Source organism: Scandinavium sp. UTDF21-P1B, from assembly GCF_040750395.1.
In the GTDB taxonomy this organism is placed as follows: domain Bacteria; phylum Pseudomonadota; class Gammaproteobacteria; order Enterobacterales; family Enterobacteriaceae; genus Scandinavium.
Genome location: NZ_JBFLVD010000013.1, coordinates 181,724 through 202,377, shown reverse-complemented (window position 1 = coordinate 202,377; position 20,654 = coordinate 181,724). Strand labels below are relative to the sequence as shown.

Sequence of the window (20,654 nt, the reverse complement as noted above, 5' to 3'; positions counted from 1 at the left end):
CCGTTGTGCAGGTGGGTGTCCTTAAACCCTAATACACAATCTTTACTGCCGCCACGTTGCCGCCATTCATAATTGTTCCAGCATTTCTTCAACGTACAGATAGCCGATGCCTAACAGCTGCTGCGAACGGGTCAGCTGCCCAAAGCTGATTTGCGTTGCCATGGCCTGCGGGCTATCGCGGTGGTCGAAAGGGTTAAACCCGGTTTGCTGGACGATGGCGCTGAGCCAGCTTTCGCCAAAGGCGCAGCTGCGCCCATACAACCAGATCTGATTGATATTGAGGATATTCAGGAAATTGTAGAGGCTCAGGCCTATGGCGCTGGCCGCGTTTTCCACCCAGGTGTGAATGCGCTGGTCACCCTGCTGCCAGCCCGCAATCAGGTGCGCTGTTGTCAGTTTTTCGGGATCGGGACCGTCTCTGGTGGGCTGTGATTTGAGCCAGATACGCGCCTGCTTTTTCAGCGCGCTTAATGAGGCCACTGTTTCCAGACAGCCGTAGCGGCCGCAGTCGCACCCGGTTAATGCCCATAATTTACCCGGCCAGCCGGGGCTGGTGATGCTGAACAAAGAAGAAAGTTGGCGATTTTCTACGAGCATCCTCGTAAATCCACCCATTAAATGTTAGCAGGTTGTTAAAGTGACTTGCCAGCCGCGCCGTTTGTCGCCAGACTGTCGCCACCATTTGGGAGGGAATCATGGTCTTGCACTCCACGCGCTGGCTGGCGCTCAGTTACTTCACCTACTTTTTTAGCTACGGTATCTTCTTACCTTTCTGGAGCGTATGGCTGGCCGGCACGGGCCTGACGCCGGAAACCATCGGCGTGCTGCTCGGCGCGGGCCTGGTGGCGCGTTTCCTCGGTAGCCTGCTGATTGCCCCGCGCGTCAGCGATCCGTCGCGCTTAATCAGCGCCTTGCGCATTCTCGCCTTGCTCACCCTGCTGTTTATTCTCGCCTTCTGGGCGGGAACAAACGTTGCGTGGCTGATGGCGATGATGGTGGGATTCAACCTGTTCTTCTCACCGCTGGTGCCGCTCACGGATGCGCTGGCAAACACCTGGCAGAAGCAGATCACCATGGATTACGGGCGGGTCCGTCTGTGGGGATCGATTGCCTTCGTGATCGGTTCGGCGCTCACGGGCAAGCTGGTCAGCCTGTTTGACTATCACGCCATTCTGGCGCTGCTCAGCATCGGTATTGCTTCCATGCTGATCGGCATGATGATCAAGCCGTCGGTGATGCCGCAGGGCGAAGCGCGTCAACATGAGCACGCGGGCTGGCCCGCCTGGAAGCAGCTTGTGATGCAGAGCTGGCGGTTCCTGGCCTGCGTTTGCCTGCTACAGGGCGCGCATGCGGCATACTACGGCTTCAGCGCCATTTACTGGCAGGAGGCGGGCTACTCGGCTTCGGCGGTGGGGTATCTGTGGTCGCTGGGCGTGGTGGCGGAAGTGGTGATCTTTGCGGTGAGCAAGAAAGTGTTCCGCCGCTTTGGCGCGCGTGACCTGTTGCTGCTTTCCGCCTTCTGCGGGCTGCTGCGCTGGGGCATCATGGGCTGGACCACCGAACTGCCGTGGCTTATCGTCGCGCAAATTCTGCATTGCGGCACCTTCACCGTCTGCCATCTGGCGGCAATGCGCTACATCTCAGCCCGTCAGGGCAGCGAAGTGATTCGCCTGCAGGCGGTCTATTCCGCGGTAGCGATGGGCGGCAGCATCGCCATCATGACCGTCTTCGCCGGGTTCCTGTATCAGCATTTACACCAGGGCGTGTTCTGGGTGATGGCGGCGCTGGCGATTCCGGCGATGTTTGTGCGTCCGAAGGTCAGCCCTCAGTCGGGCGCTTCCAGCATCTGACAAATGTGCTGCCGCTGCCGCTCGCTGAGCGGTTCCCCGGCGTGAATCAGCGGCGGGGAAAACAGCGGCAGGGCAATGGAATAAGGCGTGATCACCAGCGCCACGCCCTTCGGTGCACCGTCGCTCTGGAAGGCGCTCAGCGTCTGATATTTGATGTTCAGCGGCAGCAGCGTCAGTTCCCGCAGCTGCTGCTCGATTTCCTGCTCCAGCTGCGGATTGTCGCCGGTGAGCAGGACCACCTGTTTCTCCTGTAAGTCACTTTCCTGCATCAGCCAGGCGCCAAAAATTACCGCAATCAGCCCCATCTCTTCGTCAGAAATGCGTAGCCCGTAGCTGTTCTCAAACGGCACCAGCGCCTGCTGAGTGGTGCGCATCAGGCGCGGATAGAGGCGTTGTACCTCTTCGGGCAGGCTATTATCAATGCCGATGCCGTACAGGCTGCGGTTGATGGCCTGCGCGAGATGCACATAAAGCTGATCGCGCAGGCCGCGCCTGTCGTTAAAACGATGGTCAGCCAGCTGCTGGAAATGGTCGATTAGCTGATTAATGCTGCGATAGAGCCGCACCTCTTGCGTGTGGTGATCGCGCTTCGGATCCGGCACCTTCAGCAACATAAACAGCAGCGTGAGGAACAGGTGTTCATCCGGGTGGGCGTCCTGGTGAGTGCGGCGCTGCCAGTGGCGGGCAATCTCTGCCGCCACCTGATACTCTGCGCTCGACTGCGCCCATCTGCGCTGCCCATCGTTAAACTCCGGTGGCTGCTGCGGATGCTGTTGCAGCAGGCAATATTGCAGGTAGAGGCTTAAAAAGGCCGCATCGCGGGCGTCGAGGGGGCGCTGCAGGCTTCGCCCGCAGCGGTTGACCAGCGCCCGCAGGTTGGTATCGTCGTACAGAATGCGCGAGATGCCGGATTGTTTAAGCTGCATTTTAAGCAATGGGGTAAACTGCTCGCGGATAAAACCGGGGCAAAGCCGCAGCGCCCGGCGCAGCCAGTGGATCAGGCATAAGCGCTGGTCAAGTGTGGTGCCCTCAATCCGATAGCTGCCGTCTGCAAGCGTCACGATGTTCAGTCGGTGATAGCGCTGGATGACGTGATGGATGTCGGCGACGTCCTGGCGGGCCGCCTCATCATCCACGTTATTCACCCGGCTTATGGCCTCTGGCGTCACGGTCTGCCCTGGCAGATACAGCATCAGCAGGATCTGGCAGCGGCGCTGTGGACTGGAAAGCACAGATGGCGGTTCTTGAACGGTCATCATCTGTCAGGTTCCAGTAAGTTTTTTTGATAAGAATAGCTAAAGGATCGGGGCATGAAAGCCAGACGGCGCGCCTTTGCGCAAGGATTGCGGGAGTCGGTCACAGAATTTTTCACGGAGTTTGCGATGACAAGAGTGAAACAGAGCATGATTCTGGCCGTTGGCGCGCTTTTATCGTGGCAAGTGGCGGCACATCCGCACAGTTTTATCAGCATGCAAAGCCAGCTGGTCACGAAAGAGGGGAAGCTCACCGCCATTAACATGCGCTGGACGATGGACGAAATCACCTCCGCCGATCTGCTGTACGACGCAGGTAACGCAAAGCCGGGCAGCGAGGTCTGGAAAAAACTGGCGGCGGAAGTGATGGCCAACGTGCTGGGGCAGCATTACTTCACCGAGTTTTGGCACGGCAAGCAAAAGGTGAAGTTTGAGAACCTTCCGACGGCGTACGGCCTTGCCCGCGAAGGGCACAAAGCGGTGCTGACCTTTACGCTGCCGCTGGCCGAGCCTCAGCCGCTTGCCGGACAGACCTACCAGTTTTCCACTTTCGACCCGACCTATTTTGTCGACATGCATTACGACAAAGATGCTTACGTTTCGCTCCCGGCGGATGCGCCAAAAGGCTGTAAGCTCAATGTGCATACGCCAAAGCCAAACGAGGATTTGACCGCCTATGCGCTCTCTCTCGATAAGGCCGATGCCCCGCCCGAGGATATGGATCTCGGTAAACAGTTTGCACAACAGGTGACGATCTCATGTCCGTAATTTCCACAGGTTCTGCTCGTTCACGCCGCCGCTGGCTCCAGCTTTGGCCGCTTGCCGCGTTTCTGCTGCTGGCGCTGGCGGGTGGCGTATGGCTGTGGCATGCCTGGCCGCAGATATTACTGAAAAGCGTTATCTGGCAGCGGGAGCTGAATCAGCAGATGAGTGGCTTGCTACAGGCGGTGGCGGAAAATCCCCGCAAAGCGGGCGGTTCGCTGCTGGCTTTCAGCTTCGTCTACGGCGTGCTGCATGCGCTGGGCCCGGGCCACGGCAAAGTGGTGATTACCACCTGGCTGGCGACGCATCCATCGAAGCTGAAATCGAGCATTGCCCTGACGCTTGCGGCCTCACTGCTACAGGGGCTGGTGGCGATTGGTCTGGTGACGATCGTGCTTTCGCTGCTGGCGCTGCCCGCCCGGCAGCTGCATCTCAGCAGCTTCTGGCTGGAAAAGGGCAGCTATGCGCTGGTCGGTGTTCTGGGCCTGCTGCTCTGCTGGCGGGCGCTGAAAAAAATGCGCCAGATTTTACGTAAACCCAAATTCACCGCTTTCACGCCGCATCATCACCATCACGCCAGCTGCGGCTGCGGGCATCAGCACCTGCCTGATCCGCAACAGATGGAGAGCGGTAGCGACTGGCGCGCACGGCTGGTGATTGTGCTGTCGATGGGGATGCGGCCCTGTTCTGGTGCCATCATGGTGCTGCTGTTCAGTAAGGTGATTGGCGTGTTCGGTTGGGGAGTGGTATCTGCGCTCGCTATGGCGGCAGGAACGTCGATCACGATTTCTTCGCTTGCGTTGCTGGTACACAGTTTTCGTCAACTGGCGATGCGCCTAAGTAAAAATCAGGCTCCGGTACTTTGGCGGCAGATTGGCTGGACGACGCTGGCCTTTGTGGGCGGAGCCGTTTTGGTGGTTGCTGCAGTGGTGATGTGGATCAGTGCAGTGCCGGTGGGGAGAGGATTGCGGCCTTTCTGAATTGCCGGATGGCGCGGACGCTTATCCGGCCTACAAATTCTGCTGTAGGCCCGGTAAGCTTGCGCCACCGGGCGGTACAACGGAATTAACGCTTCAGCGCGTCGCTCAGCTCGTCGCGCATGTTCGCCAGCATCGCTTTAACGACGCGTGGGTTACCTGCCACGATGTTACCGGTGGTCATGTAGTTGTGGCCGCCGGTGAAATCACACACCAGAGCGCCTGCTTCACGGGCAATCAGTTCACCTGCGGCGAAATCCCATGGCTTCAGGCCCAGTTCGAAGTAACCGTCAACGCGGCCTGCGGCCACATAGGCCAGGTCCAGCGCGGCGGAACCGCTGCGGCGGAAGTCGGCGCATTCGGTAAACAGTTTGCCAAGGATGTTCATGTAAGCAGGAGCGTGCTGCTTGGCCTTGAACGGGAAGCCGGTCGCCAGAATGGTGCCGTCCAGATCGCGGGCGTTGGTGCCGCGCAGACGGAAGCCGTTCAGCTGTGCGCCCTGGCCGCGAGTCGCGGTGAACAGTTCGTTACGCATTGGATCGTAAACCACGGCCACTTCAGTACGGCCTTTAATGCGTACGGCGATGGAAACGGAGAAATGAGGGAGGCGCTTAACGAAGTTGGTGGTGCCATCCAGTGGATCGATAACCCATTGCACATCCTGATCTTCGCCTGCATGTTCACCGGACTCTTCGGTGATAATGGTGTGCTGCGGGTAAGATTTGCGGATAACTTCGATAATCATCGCTTCGGCGGCTTTATCGACGTTGGTCACGAAATCATTGCTGCCTTTCTGGCTGGTTTCTACGGAATCAGGCATCTCGTAGTGTTTGGCAATCACATTACCCGCCTTGCGCGCTGCACGCACGGCGATAGTCAACATTGGATGTTGCATCGGTCACTCTCACTGGATGTTAAAGAACGGGAAAAACGGCGAATATCATAGCAGCGAATTCGGAATCTGTCTCAGCTTTATGATAATATGCGGCGAATAATCTTTAGCCGAAGAATGACAATGCTGCAAAATATCCGAATCGTACTGGTCGAAACCTCCCACACCGGCAATATGGGCTCCGTGGCTCGCGCCATGAAAACCATGGGCTTAACCAATCTCTGGCTGGTGAATCCGCTGGTCAAGCCTGACTCTCAGGCGATCGCGCTCGCCGCAGGCGCAAGCGACGTGATTGGCAACGCGCAAATCGTCGATACGCTGGATGAAGCACTCGCAGGTTGTAGCCTTGTCGTTGGTACCAGCGCGCGTTCCCGCACGCTGCCGTGGCCGATGCTCGATCCGCGCGAATGCGGGTTGAAAAGCGTCGCAGAAGGTCAGCAGGCGCCGGTGGCGCTGGTGTTTGGTCGCGAACGCGTGGGCCTGACCAACGATGAATTGCAGAAGTGCCATTATCACGTCGCGATTGCCGCTAACCCGGAATACAGCTCCCTGAACCTGGCAATGGCGGTGCAGGTTATCGCCTACGAAGTGCGGATGGCCTGGCTTGCCACGCAGGAAAAGGGCGAAACCACCGATCAAAAAGAAGATGAAGTCGCTTATCCGCTGGTGGATGATTTAGAGCGCTTCTATGGTCACCTTGAGCAAACGCTGCTGTCGACAGGCTTTATCCGCGCCGGGCACCCGGGGCAGGTGATGAATAAGCTGCGCCGCATGTTTACCCGCGCGCGTCCTGAAACCCAGGAGCTGAACATCCTGCGCGGGATTCTGGCGTCGATTGAGCAGTTAAAGAAAGAGAAGTGATTCGACATTGCCGGGTGGCGGCTGTGCCTTACCCGGCCTACGACGAGCTGAACCGTAGGCCCGCGCAAGCGAAGCGCCGCCGGGCAAATAAAAACGGCACAGAACGTTAAATACCTGACTAAAACAGTCAAGTAAATAGTTGACCATTTTAGTCGGGAATGTCAGACTTGGCCCTGCTATGCAATACCTACATTTTAATAACAACCCCGGGCAGGGGCGAGTTTGAGGTTAAGTAAGACATGAGACTGACATCTAAAGGGCGTTATGCCGTGACCGCGATGCTTGACGTTGCGCTCAACTCCGAAGCGGGCCCGGTTCCGTTGGCTGATATTTCTGAACGTCAGGGAATTTCACTTTCCTATCTGGAACAGCTGTTCTCCCGCCTGCGTAAGAATGGACTGGTGTCCAGCGTACGTGGTCCTGGCGGTGGTTATCTGCTGGGTAAAGAAGCCGGTAGCATCGCCGTTGGCGAAGTGATCAGCGCCGTAGACGAATCCGTTGACGCAACCCGCTGTCAGGGGAAAGGCGGCTGCCAGGGCGGCGATAAATGCCTGACCCACGCGCTGTGGCGTGACCTGAGCGATCGTCTGACCGGTTTCCTGAATAACATCACCCTGGGTGAGCTGGTAAACAACCAGGAAGTGCTGGACGTCTCTGACCGTCAGCACACGCACGAATCCCATCGCAATACCCGCGCGCAAGACGCAATCGACGTTAAGTTACGCGCTTAATATAAAAGATTTCAGAATCAGGCCGGGGTGTGCTCGCGCACCCCGTCAACACGGTCGTACATCCAGCCGGTTGCCTGATTCATTGCATTGAAGCGATGTACGGAGTTTATAGAGCAATGAAATTACCGATTTATCTCGACTACTCCGCAACCACGCCGGTGGACCCGCGTGTTGCCGAGAAAATGATGCAGTGTCTGACCCTGGACGGAAACTTTGGTAACCCGGCTTCCCGTTCTCACCGTTTCGGCTGGCATGCTGAAGAGGCGGTAGATATCGCCCGTAATCAGATTGCTGAGCTGGTGGGCGCTGACCCACGCGAAATCGTCTTTACCTCTGGTGCAACCGAATCCGATAACCTGGCGATCAAGGGTGCGGCCAACTTCTATCAGAAAAAAGGCAAGCACATCATCACCAGCAAAACCGAGCATAAAGCCGTGCTGGATACCTGCCGTCAGCTGGAGCGTGAAGGGTTCGAAGTGACCTACCTTGCGCCGCAGGCCAACGGCATTATCGACCTGAAAGCGCTTGAAGCGGCGATGCGTGACGACACTATCCTCGTGTCCATCATGCACGTGAACAACGAAATCGGCGTGGTGCAGGATATCGCGACCATCGGCGAAATGTGCCGTGCGCGCGGTATCATCTATCACGTGGATGCAACCCAGAGCGTCGGCAAACTGCCTATCGATCTCAGCCAACTGAAGGTGGACCTGATGTCCTTCTCCGGCCATAAAATCTACGGCCCGAAAGGGATTGGTGCGCTGTACGTGCGTCGTAAACCGCGTATTCGTATCGAAGCGCAGATGCACGGCGGCGGTCACGAGCGCGGCATGCGTTCCGGTACGCTGCCTGTGCACCAGATCGTGGGTATGGGCGAAGCTTACCGCATTGCAAAAGAAGAGATGGAAACCGAGATGGCGCGCCTGCGCACGCTGCGTAACCGTCTCTGGGACGGCGTGAAAGATATGGAAGAAGTGTATCTGAACGGCGATCTCGAGCAGGGCGCGCCAAACATCCTCAACGTCAGCTTTAACTACGTTGAAGGCGAGTCGCTGATTATGGCGCTGAAAGACCTGGCGGTTTCTTCCGGTTCTGCCTGTACGTCTGCAAGCCTTGAGCCATCCTACGTGCTGCGCGCGCTGGGTATGACTGACGAGCTGGCACACAGCTCTATCCGTTTCTCTTTAGGTCGTTTTACTACCGAAGAAGAGATTGACTACACCATCAAGCTGGTTCGTAACTCCATCGGCCGTCTGCGCGACCTTTCTCCGCTGTGGGAAATGTTCAAACAGGGCGTGGATCTGAACAGCATTGAATGGTCACATCACTAATCGGTACCCAATAAGGAGAATTCATCATGGCTTACAGCGAAAAAGTTATCGATCATTACGAGAATCCACGCAACGTCGGTTCGTTTGACAACGGCGACGACAGCGTCGGCAGCGGCATGGTCGGCGCACCGGCCTGCGGCGACGTGATGAAGTTGCAGATTAAAGTCAACAATGAAGGTATCATTGAAGACGCGCGCTTCAAGACCTACGGCTGCGGTTCCGCTATCGCGTCCAGCTCGCTTGTGACCGAGTGGGTGAAGGGGAAATCCCTGGACGAAGCGCAGGCTATCAAGAACACCGATATCGCCGAGGAACTCGAACTGCCACCGGTGAAAATTCACTGCTCTATCCTGGCAGAAGACGCGATCAAAGCCGCCATTGCGGACTACAAAAGCAAACGTGAAGCAAAATAAGAGGTAGGTTTTTATGTCCATTACCCTTAGCGACAGCGCTGCCGCGCGAGTCAGCACCTTCCTGGCGAACCGGGGCAAAGGCTTCGGGCTGCGTCTGGGCGTGCGGACTTCCGGTTGCTCTGGCATGGCCTACGTGCTGGAGTTTGTCGATGCACCCGACGCGGAAGACACCGTGTTTGAAGACAAAGGCGTGAAGGTTGTGGTCGATGGCAAAAGCCTGCAGTTCCTCAACGGCACCGAGCTGGACTTCGTCAAAGAAGGCCTCAACGAAGGGTTTAAATTTACTAACCCGAACGTTAAAGACGAGTGCGGTTGCGGCGAAAGCTTCCACGTTTAATCACGCGTAAGATAACCCCACGGTGGCCCGTCTGCCTGTGGGGTTTGCTTTTTCAGAGACAGCTATGGATTACTTCACGCTCTTCGGCCTGCCTGCTTCGTATCACCTTGATAGCCAGCAGCTCGCCACGCGCTTTCAGGACTTACAGCGCAAACATCATCCGGATAACTTCGCCAGCCACTCTTCAGCCGATCAGCTCGCTGCGGTTCAGCAATCCGCCACCATCAACCAGGCCTGGCAGACGCTGCGCCACCCGCTGACCCGCGCGGAATACCTGCTCTCGCTGCACGGTTTCGACCTTGCCAGCGAACAGCACACCGTGCGCGATACGGCGTTTTTGATGGAACAGCTTGAGCTGCGCGAAGAGCTCGATGAGATTGAGCGTGCCAAAGATAGCGATCGTCTGGACAAGTTTATGCAGCGTGTAAAAGGAATGTTCGACACGCGCCATCAGCAGATGGTCACAGAATTAGATAATGAAACGTGGGACGCGGCGGCGGATACCGTGCGTAAACTGCGTTTTCTCGATAAACTGCGCAGCTCAGCAGAACAACTCGAAGAAAAGCTGCTCGATTTTTGATTCCGGAAGCGAAACATGGCCTTATTACAAATCAGTGAGCCTGGCCTGAGCGCCGCGCCGCACCAGCGTCGTCTGGCGGCGGGCATCGACTTAGGCACCACTAACTCTCTGGTGGCGACCGTGCGTAGCGGCCAGGCCGAAACGCTGGCCGATCATCAGGGCCGTCATCTGTTACCCTCCGTGGTGCATTACCAGACTGAAGGGCATGAAGTAGGCTTTGAGGCCCGCGCCAATGCCGCACAGGATCCGGTCAACACCATCAGCTCCGTTAAGCGCCTGATGGGCCGCTCCCTCGCCGACGTGCAGGCGCGCTACCCGCATCTGCCGTACCAGCTCCAGGCCAGTGAAAATGGCCTGCCGATGCTGGCAACGAACGGTGGTCTGCTTAACCCGATTCGCATCTCTGCCGATATCCTCAAAGCGCTTGCCGCCCGCGCGACCGAAGCGCTTGCCGGTGAGCTTGATGGCGTAGTCATCACGGTTCCCGCATACTTTGACGATGCGCAGCGCCAGGGCACCAAAGACGCTGCGCGTCTCGCTGGCCTGCACGTGCTGCGCCTGCTCAATGAACCGACCGCCGCGGCGATTGCCTATGGTCTGGACTCCGGGCAGGAAGGCGTGATTGCCGTCTACGATCTCGGCGGTGGCACTTTTGATATCTCCATTCTGCGCCTGAGCCGTGGCGTGTTTGAAGTGCTGGCTACCGGCGGTGATTCCGCACTCGGCGGCGACGACTTCGATCACCTGCTGGCCGACTATATTCGCGAACAGGCTGGTGTGGCCGATCGCTCCGACAACCGTCTTCAGCGTGAACTGCTTGACGCCGCTATCGCTGCCAAAATTGCGCTCAGCGATGCCGACAGCGTCAGGGTGAACGTTGCAGGCTGGCAGGGCGAAATCACGCGTGAACAGTTCAATGAGCTGATTGCCGCGCTGATGAAACGCACGCTGCTGGCGTGCCGTCGCGCGCTGAAAGATGCGGGTGTGGAAGCCGAAGAAGTCAAAGACGTGGTGATGGTGGGCGGTTCTACCCGCGTGCCGCTGGTGCGTGAACGTGTGGGTGAATTCTTTGGCCGCACGCCGCTGACCTCCATCGATCCGGATAAAGTCGTCGCTATTGGCGCGGCTATCCAGGCCGATATTCTGGTTGGCAACAAGCCGGACAGCGAAATGCTGCTGCTGGACGTCATCCCGCTGTCGCTCGGCCTCGAAACCATGGGCGGCCTGGTGGAGAAGGTGATTCCGCGCAACACCACCATTCCGGTGGCGCGAGCTCAGGAGTTCACCACCTTCAAAGACGGCCAGACCGCAATGTCCATCCACGTGATGCAGGGCGAGCGAGAGCTGGTCCAGGACTGCCGTTCGCTGGCACGTTTCGCGCTGCGCGGTCTTCCGGTGCTGCCTGCGGGCGGGGCGCACATTCGCGTGACCTTCCAGGTGGACGCGGACGGCCTGCTGAGCGTTACGGCGATGGAGAAATCCACCGGCGTGGAGGCCTCCATTCAGGTGAAGCCCTCCTACGGCCTGAGCGATAGCGAAATCGCCACCATGATCAAAGATTCGATGAGCTTCGCCGAAAGCGACGTTCAGGCGCGCATGCTGGCGGAGCAGAAAGTGGAAGCCGCACGCGTGATGGAAAGCCTGAACAGCGCGCTGGCGGCCGATGCCCATCTTCTCAGTACCGAAGAACGCAAAGCGATTGATGACGGCGTGGCTGCTTTGCAAGCCGCTGCCGTGGGCAGTGATGCCGACGCCATTAAAGAAGCCATTAAAAATATCGACACACAAACCCAGGAATTTGCCGCACGCCGCATGGACCAGTCGGTCCGTAAAGCGCTGAAAGGCCAGTCCGTGGACGAGGTTTAATATGCCAAAGATTGTTTTTCTGCCACATCAGGATCTCTGTCCCGATGGCGCAGTTCTGGAAGCGAAGAGCGGTGAAACCATTCTTGACGTTGCCCTGCGCAACGGCATCGAGATTGAACACGCCTGTGAGAAATCCTGCGCCTGCACCACCTGCCACTGCGTCGTGCGCGAAGGGTTCGACTCCTTACAGGAGAGTACCGAAGACGAAGACGACATGCTCGACAAAGCCTGGGGTCTGGAGCCGGAAAGTCGCCTGAGCTGCCAGGCGCGCGTTGCCGACGAAGATCTGGTCGTCGAAATGCCGCGTTACACCATCAACCACGCACGCGAGCACTGATATGGCGCTGAAATGGACCGACAGCCGTGAAATCGGCGAAGCTTTATACGATGCCTTCCCGGACACCGATCCGAAGACGGTTCGCTTCACAGATATGCATCAGTGGATTTGCGAACTGGAGGATTTTGAGGATGATCCCAACGCATCCAATGAAAAAATTCTCGAGGCGATTCTGTTAGTCTGGCTGGACGAAGCAGAATAGTTAACTTAACGGGCTGCCTCTGGCGGCCCGTTTGCTCAATAAGGATAAAGACCATGACTGAAGCGATGAAGATTACGCTTTCCACTCAGCCTGCCGATGCGCGCTGGGGTGAGAAGGCCACCTACAGCATTAACAACGATGGCATTACCCTGCATCTGAACGGCAAGGACGATCTGGGCCTGATCCAGCGCGCGGCGCGTAAAATTGACGGCATGGGCATTAAGCATGTTGCGCTGGCGGGTGACGGCTGGAACACCGATCGCAGCTGGTCTTTCTGGGCGGGCTACAAAGGGCCGAAGGGCAGCCGTCAGGTTGAATGGGCTGGCGAAGATGAAGAGCTGAAAAACCGCCTGGCGATTATCGACTGGGTGCGTGACACCATCAACGCCTCGGCCGAAGAGCTCGGTCCGGAACAGCTCGCCGCACGTGCGGTCGATCTGCTGTGCCGCTTTGGCTGCGACAACGTGCATTACCGCATCACCAAAGGCGAAGATCTGCGCGAGCAAAACTACATGGGGCTTCACACCGTAGGCCGTGGCTCCGAACGTCCGCCGGTACTGCTGGCGCTGGACTACAACCCAACGGGCGATGAAAACGCTCCGGTGTATGCTTGCCTCGTGGGTAAAGGCATCACCTTTGATTCCGGCGGCTACAGCATCAAGCAGAGCGCGTTCATGGACTCGATGAAGTCCGACATGGGCGGTGCGGCGCTGGTTACCGGTGCGCTGGCGTTTGCCATTACCCGCGGCCTGAACAAGCGCGTGAAGCTCTATCTGTGCTGCGCGGATAATATGGTCAGCGGCAATGCCTTCAAGCTGGGCGATATCATTCGCTACCGCAACGGCAAAAACGTAGAAGTGATGAACACCGATGCTGAAGGCCGTCTGGTGCTGGCCGATGGCCTGATTGACGCCTGCGCGCAGAAGCCTGAGCTGATTATCGATGCGGCGACGCTGACCGGAGCGGCGAAAACGGCGCTGGGCAATGATTACCACGCGCTGTTCAGCTTCGACGACAAACTGGCGGCCCGCCTGATGGCGAGCGCGGCGGAAGAAAACGAGCCGTTCTGGCGTCTGCCGCTGGCGGAATTCCACCGCAATCAGCTGCCGTCTAACTTTGCTGAGCTGAACAACACCGCCAGCGCCGCGTACCCGGCGGGTGCCAGCACTGCGGCAGGTTTCCTGTCTCACTTTGTGGAGAATTATCACGAAGGATGGCTGCACATTGACTGCTCCGCAACCTACCGCAAATCCGCCGTTGAGCAGTGGGCAGCAGGCGCGACCGGCCTGGGCGTGCGCACTATCGCTAATCTGTTGACGGCGTAGGCCGGATAAGCGCAGCGCCATCCGGCAAATGAATGGCGGGGGCGCTTCGCTTGCCCGCCCTACACGAATACTCTCATCTTGTGATATCTATGTCCGAAACCAAAAACGAACTCGAAACTTTACTGGAACAGGCGGCAACCGAACCCGCTCACCGTCCGGCTTTCTTCCGTGCGCTGCTTGATGCGACGGTATGGGTGCCGGGCACGGCGGCGGAAGGTGAGCAGGTTGTCGAAGACAGCGCGCTGGATTTACAACACTGGGAGAAAGATGATGGCACTTCGGTGATCCCGTTCTTTACCTCCCCGGAAGCTTTACAGCAGGCCGTTGAGGATGAACAGGCGTTCGTCGCAATGCCGGTGCGCACGCTGTTTGAAATGACGCTCGGTGAAACGCTTTTTCTGAACGCCAAACTGCCAACCGGAAAAGAGTTCACACCGCGTGAAATCAGCCATCTGATTGGCGAGGAAGGCAACCCGCTCAGCGCGCAAACGGTGCTGGAGGGGGGCGCGTCGCTGCTGCTTTCCGAAGTGACCGAGCCGCCGGCGCAGATGGTGGATTCGCTGACCACGCTGTTCAAAACCCTCAAAACCGTCAAGCGCGCATTTCTGTGCTCCATTAAGGAAGGTGCAGACGAGCAGCCTAATCTGCTGATCGGTATTGAAGCGGAAGGGGACATTGAGAGCATCATCCAGGCGGCAGGCAGCGTGGCGACCGATACGCTACCGGGCGACGAGCCGATTGATATTTGTCAGGTGATGGAAGGCGAGAAGGGCATCAGCCACTTTATGCTGGCGCACATCACGCCGTTCTATGAGAAACGCTGGGGCAGCTTCCTGCGCGACTTTAAGCAGAACCGGATTATCTGACTTTGGTGTGATTGCCGGGTGGCGCTGACGCTTACCCGGCCTACGGTTTTGTAGGCACGATAAGCGCAGCGCATCGGGCAATGCCGTTTTGCTGTTTACCTTGGTTCTACCGGCAAATCATCCCGCGCACCCCATTCGCTCCAGGAACCGTCGTACAGCGTTACATCCGGCGCATCCAGCGTTGCCAAAGCAAGCATAACGACCGCGGCCGTCACGCCGGATCCGCAACTGGCGATAATGGGCTTGTTGATGTCCACGCCCTGGCGCTTGAAAATATCCTCCAGCTCGTCCGTGGTTTTTAGCTCACCGTTAATCACCAGCTCGCCCCACGGCACGTTTTTCGCGCCGGGAATATGGCCCCGCTTCAGGCCCGGACGGGGCTCATCGACCTGGGCCTGAAAGCGCGGTGCCGGGCGGGCGTCAACCAGCTGCACGGAGCCTTCGTGGCTTGCGACCAGCACGTCGGTCAGACGTTTGATTTTTTCAGGTGCAAACTTCACTTCGAAATCGCCCTCCGGCAGCTTCACGTCGCCTGTTTCCAGCAGCAGTTCGTCGCGCTGCCAGCCTGCCAGGCCGCCCGCCAGAATCGACACGTTTTCCACACCGAAGGTGCGCAGCATCCACCAGGCCCGCGGGGCGGAGAACAAATTGCCCTCGTCATACACCACCAGATGCTTGTCGCTGTCGACGCCCAGTTCACGCATGGCAACGGCGAAAGCTTCCGGACGCGGCATCATGTGGGGCAGGGGGCTGCTGTGATCGGACAGGGCTTCAATATCGAAAAACACCGCGCCGGGTAAATGCCCTGCGCGATACTCGGCGGCAAGATCGCGATGCTCCTGACCCGGAGGGGCCATGCGGGCATCAATAAGCTGAATCTGCGGATCGTTGATGTGCTCTGCCAGCCAGTCGGCGGCAACAAAATAAGAGGTGGTCATGGCGTTCTCCATTCTACCGGGAAGGGGAAATTGTCGGCTGTTTCGCCGGGGCCGACAAGCGAGCGCGTCTCAGAAAAGACGCAAAATATAAGAATTTATATGCTGTTGGTAAAAGGTCAGTTTAAGCATAATACTGTGTTGACGAAAATTTGAGGCTTTTGGGCCAGGGGTTAATGGATGAAACCGTATCGAATTGCTGCGCTGACGCTGGCGCTGATGACCGCACTTTCGCTGGCGGGCTGCGATAATAATGATAAAGCGCAAACCGTAAAGCCCGCCGCTTCCGCTGACAGCACGCAGGCCAAACCCGCGCCTGTTGCCCCTGATGAGGCCACGCTTGATAAGCTGGCTGCGCAAAGCAAGGGCAAGCCTCTGACCCTGATTGACGCTTCGGAAGTGCAGCTCGACGGTGCCGCCACGCTGGTGTTGACTTTCTCCGTACCGCTAAACCCGGCCCAGGACTTCTCCAGCCACGTGCATCTTGTCGACAAGAAAAGCGGCAAAGTGGACGGGGCCTGGGAGCTGGCACCCAATCTGAAAGAGCTGCGGATGCGCCATCTGGAGCCGAAGCGCAATCTTATTTTGACGGTCGATCCGGATTTGATGGCGGTCAACAAAGCCACCTTCGATAAAACCTACGAACAGAAAATAGATACCCGAGACATCGCGCCAAGCGTCGGCTTCGCCAGCCGCGGTTCTCTGCTGCCGGGGAAAGTGGTCGCCGGTCTGCCGGTGATGGCGCTGAACGTGAGCAACGTCGACGTGAACTTCTTCCGCATTAAGCCTGAGTCGTTGGCCTCGTTTGTCAGCCAGTGGGAGTACCGCAGTTCGCTGAGCAACTGGGAATCCGACGAGCTGCTGAAAATGGCGGATCTGGTCTACACCGGGCGCTTTGACCTCAATCCGGAGCGCAATACGCGTGAAAAACTGCTCCTGCCGTTAAGCGATATCAAACCGCTACAGCAGGCGGGCGTGTACGTGGCGGTGATGAATCAGGCCGGGCATTACACCTACAGCAATGCGGCCACATTGTTTACCCTGAGCGACATCGGGGTGTCGGCACACCGCTACCACAATCGTCTCGATGTCTTTACCCAGAGCCTGGAAAATGGCGCTGCGCAAAGCGGCATTGATGTGCAGTTGCTGAATGATAAAGGCCAGACGCTCGCCCAGGCGAACAGCGATGCGCAGGGGCATGTCACATTGCAGACGGATAAAGAGGCCGCTCTGCTGCTGGCGCGTAAAGACGGGCAAACCACGCTGCTGGACCTTAAGCTTCCGGCGCTGGATTTAGCTGAATTCGACATCGCTGGCGCGCCGGGCTACAGCAAGCAGTTCTTTATGTTTGGCCCACGCGATCTCTATCGTCCGGGTGAAACGGTGATAGTGAACGGCCTGCTGCGCGACAGCGACGGCAAGCCGCTGCCGGATCAGCCCGTTAAGCTCGAAGTGGTTCAGCCGGACGGCCAGGTTGTCCGTACGGTGATGAGCAAAGCGGTGAATGGCCTGTATCAGTTCAGCTGGGCGCTGGATGCTGGCGCCGCCACCGGCATGTGGCATATCCGCGCCAGCGCAGGTGATAACCAGAAGCGCGAGTGGGATTTCCACGTTGAAGACTTTATGCCAGAGCGTATGGCGCTGAACCTGACGCCGCAAAAAGCGCCAATTGCCGCCGATGAAAACGTCAGCTTTGGCGTAACGGGATACTATCTGTACGGTGCACCGGCGAACGGCAATGCGCTACAGGGCAAGCTGTTCCTGCGCCCGCTCCGCGATGCGGTGGCTGCCCTGCCTGGCTTTGAGTTTGGTGATATCGCCGAAGATAATCTTTCCCGCACCCTGGATGAAGTGCAGATTAAACTCGATGCGCAGGGGCGTGGAGAGGTCTCCACGGACACCCAGTGGCAGGAAACGCATTCGCCGCTACAGGTGATTTTGCAGGCAAGCCTGCTGGAGTCGGGCGGTCGTCCGGTGACGCGTCGGGCTGAGCAGGCCATCTGGCCTGCCGATACGCTGCCGGGGATCCGCCCGGAATTTGCCAGCAAAGCCGTTTACGATTACCGGACGGACACCACTACCAATCAGCCGATGGTGGATGAAAACAGTAATGCCGGGTTTGATATCGTTTATGCCAATGCCCAGGGTGAGAAAAAAGCCGTGTCTGGTTTGCAGGTGCGCCTGATTCGCGAGCGCCGCGACTATTACTGGAACTGGTCAGACAGCGAAGGCTGGCAGTCGCAGTTCGATCAAAAAGATCTGGTAGAAGGCGAGCAATCGCTCGATCTGAAAGCGGATGAAACCGGCAAAGTGAGCTTCCCGGTGGACTGGGGCTCCTATCGTCTGGAAGTCAAAGCGCCGGATAACACCGTCAGCAGCGTGCGCTTCTGGGCGGGCTACAGCTGGCAGGACAATAGCGACGGCACGGGCGCAGCGCGTCCGGATCGTGTGACCATGAAGCTCGACAAACCGGCTTACAAACCCGGCGACACCATCAAACTGCACATCTCCGCACCAGCCGCAGGCAAAGGCTATGCGATGGTCGAATCCAGCGAAGGGCCGCTGTGGTGGCAGGAAATTGACGTTCCGGCCGACGGCATGGATCTTTCGATTCCAGTCGAACAGAAATGGAATCGTCACGATCTCTATCTCAGCACGCTAGTAGTTCGCCCCGGTGATAAATCCAAATCTGCCACGCCAAAACGGGCTGTCGGTCTGCTGCATTTACCGCTTGGTGATGAAAATCGTCGGCTGACGCTGGCGCTGGACACGCCGCAGAAAATGCGTCCGAATCAGCCTCTACAGGTGAAAATTAAAGCTACGGCGAAAGACGGTGTGGTACCAAAACAGGTAAACGTACTGGTGTCGGCCGTCGACAGCGGCGTGCTGAACATTACCGATTACGCCACGCCGGATCCGTGGAACGCCTTCTTCGGCCAGAAACGCTATGGTGCAGATATCTACGATATCTATGGTCAGGTGATCGAAGGGCAGGGGCGTCTGGCAAACCTTCGCTTCGGTGGCGACGGTGACGAGCTGAAGCGCGGCGGAAAACCGCCGGTTAATCACGTGACTATCGTTGCGCAGCAGGCTCAGCCGGTCGCGCTAGACGATAACGGCGAAGGCACCGTCTCGCTACCGATCGGTGATTTCAATGGTGAACTGCGCGTTATGGCTCAGGCCTGGACCGCGGACGACTTCGGCAGCAGCGACAGCAAAGTGGTCGTTGCCGCGCCGGTGATTGCGGAACTCAACACCCCACGCTTCCTCGCGAGCGGTGACAGCAGTCGCCTGACATTCGACGTGACGAACCTGACCGACAAACCACAGACTTTGAACGTGCAGTTTGCTGCCAGCGGCCTGCTGCAGCTCCAGGGCGCGCAGCCGCAGCCGATCAATCTTGAACCCGGTGCGCGCATGACCTTATTTATTCCTGTCAGCGCGCAGGATGGCTTCGGCGAGGGGGCGGTTCAGGCGACCGTCAGCGGCCTGACGCTGCCGGGGGAAACCTTCGCCCCTCTGCAAAAAGCATGGAAGATTGGCGTGCGTCCGGCCTTCCCGGCGCAGACCGTTAACTCGGGCATTGCTCTGCAACCCGGCGAGAGCTGGAGTGCACCCGCTTCTCATCTTCAGGGCTTTATCCCGCAAACGCTGCAAAGCCAGCTGCTGTTCAGCGGCAAGCCGCCGCTAAACCTGGCGCGCTATATCCGCGAACTGAAGGCCTATCCGTACGGCTGCCTCGAGCAGACAACCAGCGGCCTGTTCCCGCAGCTCTACACAAATGCAGTGCAGCTGAAGACGCTGGGCATTGCGGGCGACAGCGATGATAAGCGCCGCGCAGCGGTCGATCTGGGTATTGCCCGCCTGCTGCAAATGCAGCGTGACGACGGCGGCTTTGCGCTTTGGGATAAAGAAGGCGCGGAAGAGTACTGGCTCACGGCCTACGTGATGGACTTCCTGACCCGCGCCAGCGAGCAGGGCTATAGCGTGCCTGCCGATGCGTTAACTCGGGGCAACAATCGCCTGCTGCGCTACCTGCAGGAGCCGGGCCTGATGACTATTCGCTACACGGATGACAGCCAGGCAAGTCGTTTCGCCGTGCAGTCCTATGCCGCACTGGTGCTGGCTCGCCAGCAAAAAGCGCCTCTGGGGGCATTGCGCGAAATCTGGGAGCGTCACGCTCAGGCGAAAGCGGGTCTGCCGCTGATGCAGCTGGGCCTGGCGCTGAAAGCAATGGGCGATGCGGCACGCGGGGATGAAGCTATCGCGCTGGCGCAAAATACGCCACGTCAGGATAAAAACAGCTGGATGGCCGATTACGGCAGCGCGCTTCGCGATAACGCCCTGATGCTGAGCCTGCTCGAAGAAAACAAACTGCTGCCGGACGTGCAGAACACGCTGCTGAACGAACTTTCCCAACAGGCATTTGGCGAGCGCTGGCTCTCGACGCAGGAGATGAATGCGCTGTTCCTCGCGGCGAAAGGCTTGCAGGATCTGCCGGGCAGCTGGCAGGCGCAAACTTCGCTGCAGGCAGAACCGCTGAGTAGCGATAAAGCGCTGTCACGCAACCTGACGACTGACCAACTGAGCGCGTTAAGCGTGAAAAATACCGGCACCCAGCCGCTGTGGCTGCGTCTGGTCAGCAGCGGATACCCGGAATATGCGCCGCAGCCTTCCAGCAACGTGTTGCAGATTGAGCGTCAGTTCCTGGGCACGGACGGGCAGCTGAAGTCGCTCTCTTCCCTGCGCAGCGGCGATCTGGTGCTTGTGCATCTGCAAATCAAGGCAACGCAAAACGTGCCGGATGCGCTGGTGGTCGATCTGTTGCCTGCGGGTCTGGAGCTGGAGAACCAGAATCTGGCTAACAGCAGCGCCAGCCTGCAGGACAACGGTGGCGAGGTGCAGAACCTGCTCAACCAGATGCAGCAGGCCGATATTCAGCACATCGAATTCCGCGACGATCGCTTTGTCGCGGCGGTGGCGGTGAATGAAGGACAGCCGGTCACGCTGGTGTATCTGGCGCGCGCGGTGACGCCGGGTACGTACGATGTACCGGTGTCGCAGGTGGAATCTATGTACGTTCCACAATGGCGCGCCACCGGCACAACCGACGGACCGCTGATTATCACGCCATAA

Annotated in this window: 18 protein-coding genes and 1 pseudogene; 15 read left to right on the top strand and 4 right to left on the bottom strand. The window is 58.2% G+C overall.

What is annotated here, in order from left to right; translation table 11 throughout:
- Nucleotides 1-66: 66 nt before the first annotated feature.
- A pseudogene (locus AB1287_RS10560) lies at nucleotides 67-513 on the bottom strand (ROK family protein); the annotation flags it as partial.
- 182 nt (nucleotides 514-695) lie between these two features.
- On the opposite strand from AB1287_RS10560, the gene AB1287_RS10555 reads away from it, so the two are divergent.
- On the top strand, nucleotides 696-1,850 hold the full coding sequence (locus tag AB1287_RS10555; protein ID WP_435617745.1) for a 3-phenylpropionate MFS transporter: 1,155 nt from the start codon (nucleotides 696-698) through the stop codon (nucleotides 1,848-1,850).
- Here AB1287_RS10555 and csiE read toward each other — a convergent pair.
- Nucleotides 1,826-3,109, bottom strand: a complete 1,284-nt coding sequence (gene csiE / locus AB1287_RS10550) for a stationary phase inducible protein CsiE (protein ID WP_435617744.1) — start codon at nucleotides 3,107-3,109, stop codon at nucleotides 1,826-1,828. The two genes, AB1287_RS10555 and csiE, sit on opposite strands and share 25 nt — an antisense overlap.
- Before the next feature lie 123 nt (nucleotides 3,110-3,232).
- On the opposite strand from csiE, the gene AB1287_RS10545 reads away from it, so the two are divergent.
- Nucleotides 3,233-3,871: a DUF1007 family protein gene (locus tag AB1287_RS10545; RefSeq protein WP_312625007.1), complete on the top strand. Its 639-nt coding sequence runs from the start codon at nucleotides 3,233-3,235 to the stop codon at nucleotides 3,869-3,871.
- A complete protein-coding gene (locus AB1287_RS10540; protein WP_435617743.1) occupies nucleotides 3,862-4,845 on the top strand; it encodes a nickel/cobalt transporter in 984 nt (327 codons plus the stop codon). Before AB1287_RS10545 ends, AB1287_RS10540 begins: the two co-directional genes overlap by 10 nt.
- A gap of 85 nt (nucleotides 4,846-4,930) precedes the next feature.
- On the opposite strand, the gene suhB is transcribed toward AB1287_RS10540, so the two are convergent.
- Nucleotides 4,931-5,737: an inositol-1-monophosphatase gene (gene suhB / locus AB1287_RS10535; RefSeq protein ID WP_312625009.1), complete on the bottom strand. Its 807-nt coding sequence runs from the start codon at nucleotides 5,735-5,737 to the stop codon at nucleotides 4,931-4,933.
- A 120-nt stretch (nucleotides 5,738-5,857) separates the two neighbouring features.
- On the opposite strand from suhB, the gene trmJ reads away from it, so the two are divergent.
- The 11 genes from trmJ to sseB all read left to right on the top strand — a co-directional run bounded on the left by trmJ (nucleotide 5,858) and on the right by sseB (nucleotide 14,583).
- Complete coding sequence (gene trmJ / locus AB1287_RS10530; RefSeq protein WP_312625011.1) at nucleotides 5,858-6,595, top strand: tRNA (cytosine(32)/uridine(32)-2'-O)-methyltransferase TrmJ; 738 nt, start codon at nucleotides 5,858-5,860, stop codon at nucleotides 6,593-6,595.
- A gap of 239 nt (nucleotides 6,596-6,834) precedes the next feature.
- On the top strand, nucleotides 6,835-7,326 hold the full coding sequence (gene iscR / locus AB1287_RS10525; RefSeq protein WP_312625012.1) for a Fe-S cluster assembly transcriptional regulator IscR: 492 nt from the start codon (nucleotides 6,835-6,837) through the stop codon (nucleotides 7,324-7,326).
- Nucleotides 7,327-7,442: 116 nt separating this feature from the next.
- Nucleotides 7,443-8,657, top strand: coding sequence for a cysteine desulfurase (gene iscS, locus AB1287_RS10520; protein WP_312625013.1), 1,215 nt, complete (start codon nucleotides 7,443-7,445; stop codon nucleotides 8,655-8,657).
- Nucleotides 8,658-8,683: 26 nt separating this feature from the next.
- Entirely contained in the window at nucleotides 8,684-9,070 is a 387-nt protein-coding gene (gene iscU, locus AB1287_RS10515) for a Fe-S cluster assembly scaffold IscU (RefSeq protein ID WP_312625014.1), read from the top strand.
- 13 nt (nucleotides 9,071-9,083) lie between these two features.
- Nucleotides 9,084-9,407: an iron-sulfur cluster assembly protein IscA gene (gene iscA / locus AB1287_RS10510; RefSeq protein ID WP_312625016.1), complete on the top strand. Its 324-nt coding sequence runs from the start codon at nucleotides 9,084-9,086 to the stop codon at nucleotides 9,405-9,407.
- A 64-nt stretch (nucleotides 9,408-9,471) separates the two neighbouring features.
- A complete protein-coding gene (hscB, locus tag AB1287_RS10505; RefSeq protein WP_312625018.1) occupies nucleotides 9,472-9,987 on the top strand; it encodes a co-chaperone HscB in 516 nt (171 codons plus the stop codon).
- A 15-nt stretch (nucleotides 9,988-10,002) separates the two neighbouring features.
- Nucleotides 10,003-11,853: a Fe-S protein assembly chaperone HscA gene (gene hscA, locus AB1287_RS10500; protein WP_435617742.1), complete on the top strand. Its 1,851-nt coding sequence runs from the start codon at nucleotides 10,003-10,005 to the stop codon at nucleotides 11,851-11,853.
- A gap of 1 nt (nucleotide 11,854) precedes the next feature.
- Nucleotides 11,855-12,190, top strand: a complete 336-nt coding sequence (fdx, locus tag AB1287_RS10495) for an ISC system 2Fe-2S type ferredoxin (protein WP_097163279.1) — start codon at nucleotides 11,855-11,857, stop codon at nucleotides 12,188-12,190.
- 1 nt (nucleotide 12,191) lies between these two features.
- A complete protein-coding gene (iscX, locus tag AB1287_RS10490) occupies nucleotides 12,192-12,392 on the top strand; it encodes a Fe-S cluster assembly protein IscX (RefSeq protein ID WP_312625021.1) in 201 nt (66 codons plus the stop codon).
- Nucleotides 12,393-12,445: 53 nt separating this feature from the next.
- Entirely contained in the window at nucleotides 12,446-13,717 is a 1,272-nt protein-coding gene (gene pepB / locus AB1287_RS10485; protein WP_312625022.1) for an aminopeptidase PepB, read from the top strand.
- 89 nt (nucleotides 13,718-13,806) lie between these two features.
- Nucleotides 13,807-14,583 carry an enhanced serine sensitivity protein SseB gene (sseB, locus tag AB1287_RS10480; protein ID WP_435617741.1) on the top strand — a complete coding sequence of 259 codons (777 nt, stop codon included), beginning with the start codon at nucleotides 13,807-13,809 and terminating at the stop codon, nucleotides 14,581-14,583.
- A gap of 95 nt (nucleotides 14,584-14,678) precedes the next feature.
- On the opposite strand, the gene sseA is transcribed toward sseB, so the two are convergent.
- A complete protein-coding gene (gene sseA / locus AB1287_RS10475) occupies nucleotides 14,679-15,521 on the bottom strand; it encodes a 3-mercaptopyruvate sulfurtransferase (RefSeq protein WP_435617740.1) in 843 nt (280 codons plus the stop codon).
- 177 nt (nucleotides 15,522-15,698) lie between these two features.
- On the opposite strand from sseA, the gene AB1287_RS10470 reads away from it, so the two are divergent.
- On the top strand, nucleotides 15,699-20,654 hold the full coding sequence (locus tag AB1287_RS10470; protein WP_435617739.1) for an alpha-2-macroglobulin: 4,956 nt from the start codon (nucleotides 15,699-15,701) through the stop codon (nucleotides 20,652-20,654).

Coding starts and splice junctions, on each gene's coding strand:
- AB1287_RS10555 (WP_435617745.1), top strand. CDS start 696: ATGGTCTTGCACTCCACGCGCTGGCTGGCGCTCAGTTACTTCACCTAC.
- csiE (WP_435617744.1), bottom strand. CDS start 3,109: ATGATGACCGTTCAAGAACCGCCATCTGTGCTTTCCAGTCCACAGCGC.
- AB1287_RS10545 (WP_312625007.1), top strand. CDS start 3,233: ATGACAAGAGTGAAACAGAGCATGATTCTGGCCGTTGGCGCGCTTTTA.
- AB1287_RS10540 (WP_435617743.1), top strand. CDS start 3,862: ATGTCCGTAATTTCCACAGGTTCTGCTCGTTCACGCCGCCGCTGGCTC.
- suhB (WP_312625009.1), bottom strand. CDS start 5,737: ATGCAACATCCAATGTTGACTATCGCCGTGCGTGCAGCGCGCAAGGCG.
- trmJ (WP_312625011.1), top strand. CDS start 5,858: ATGCTGCAAAATATCCGAATCGTACTGGTCGAAACCTCCCACACCGGC.
- iscR (WP_312625012.1), top strand. CDS start 6,835: ATGAGACTGACATCTAAAGGGCGTTATGCCGTGACCGCGATGCTTGAC.
- iscS (WP_312625013.1), top strand. CDS start 7,443: ATGAAATTACCGATTTATCTCGACTACTCCGCAACCACGCCGGTGGAC.
- iscU (WP_312625014.1), top strand. CDS start 8,684: ATGGCTTACAGCGAAAAAGTTATCGATCATTACGAGAATCCACGCAAC.
- iscA (WP_312625016.1), top strand. CDS start 9,084: ATGTCCATTACCCTTAGCGACAGCGCTGCCGCGCGAGTCAGCACCTTC.
- hscB (WP_312625018.1), top strand. CDS start 9,472: ATGGATTACTTCACGCTCTTCGGCCTGCCTGCTTCGTATCACCTTGAT.
- hscA (WP_435617742.1), top strand. CDS start 10,003: ATGGCCTTATTACAAATCAGTGAGCCTGGCCTGAGCGCCGCGCCGCAC.
- fdx (WP_097163279.1), top strand. CDS start 11,855: ATGCCAAAGATTGTTTTTCTGCCACATCAGGATCTCTGTCCCGATGGC.
- iscX (WP_312625021.1), top strand. CDS start 12,192: ATGGCGCTGAAATGGACCGACAGCCGTGAAATCGGCGAAGCTTTATAC.
- pepB (WP_312625022.1), top strand. CDS start 12,446: ATGACTGAAGCGATGAAGATTACGCTTTCCACTCAGCCTGCCGATGCG.
- sseB (WP_435617741.1), top strand. CDS start 13,807: ATGTCCGAAACCAAAAACGAACTCGAAACTTTACTGGAACAGGCGGCA.
- sseA (WP_435617740.1), bottom strand. CDS start 15,521: ATGACCACCTCTTATTTTGTTGCCGCCGACTGGCTGGCAGAGCACATC.
- AB1287_RS10470 (WP_435617739.1), top strand. CDS start 15,699: ATGAAACCGTATCGAATTGCTGCGCTGACGCTGGCGCTGATGACCGCA.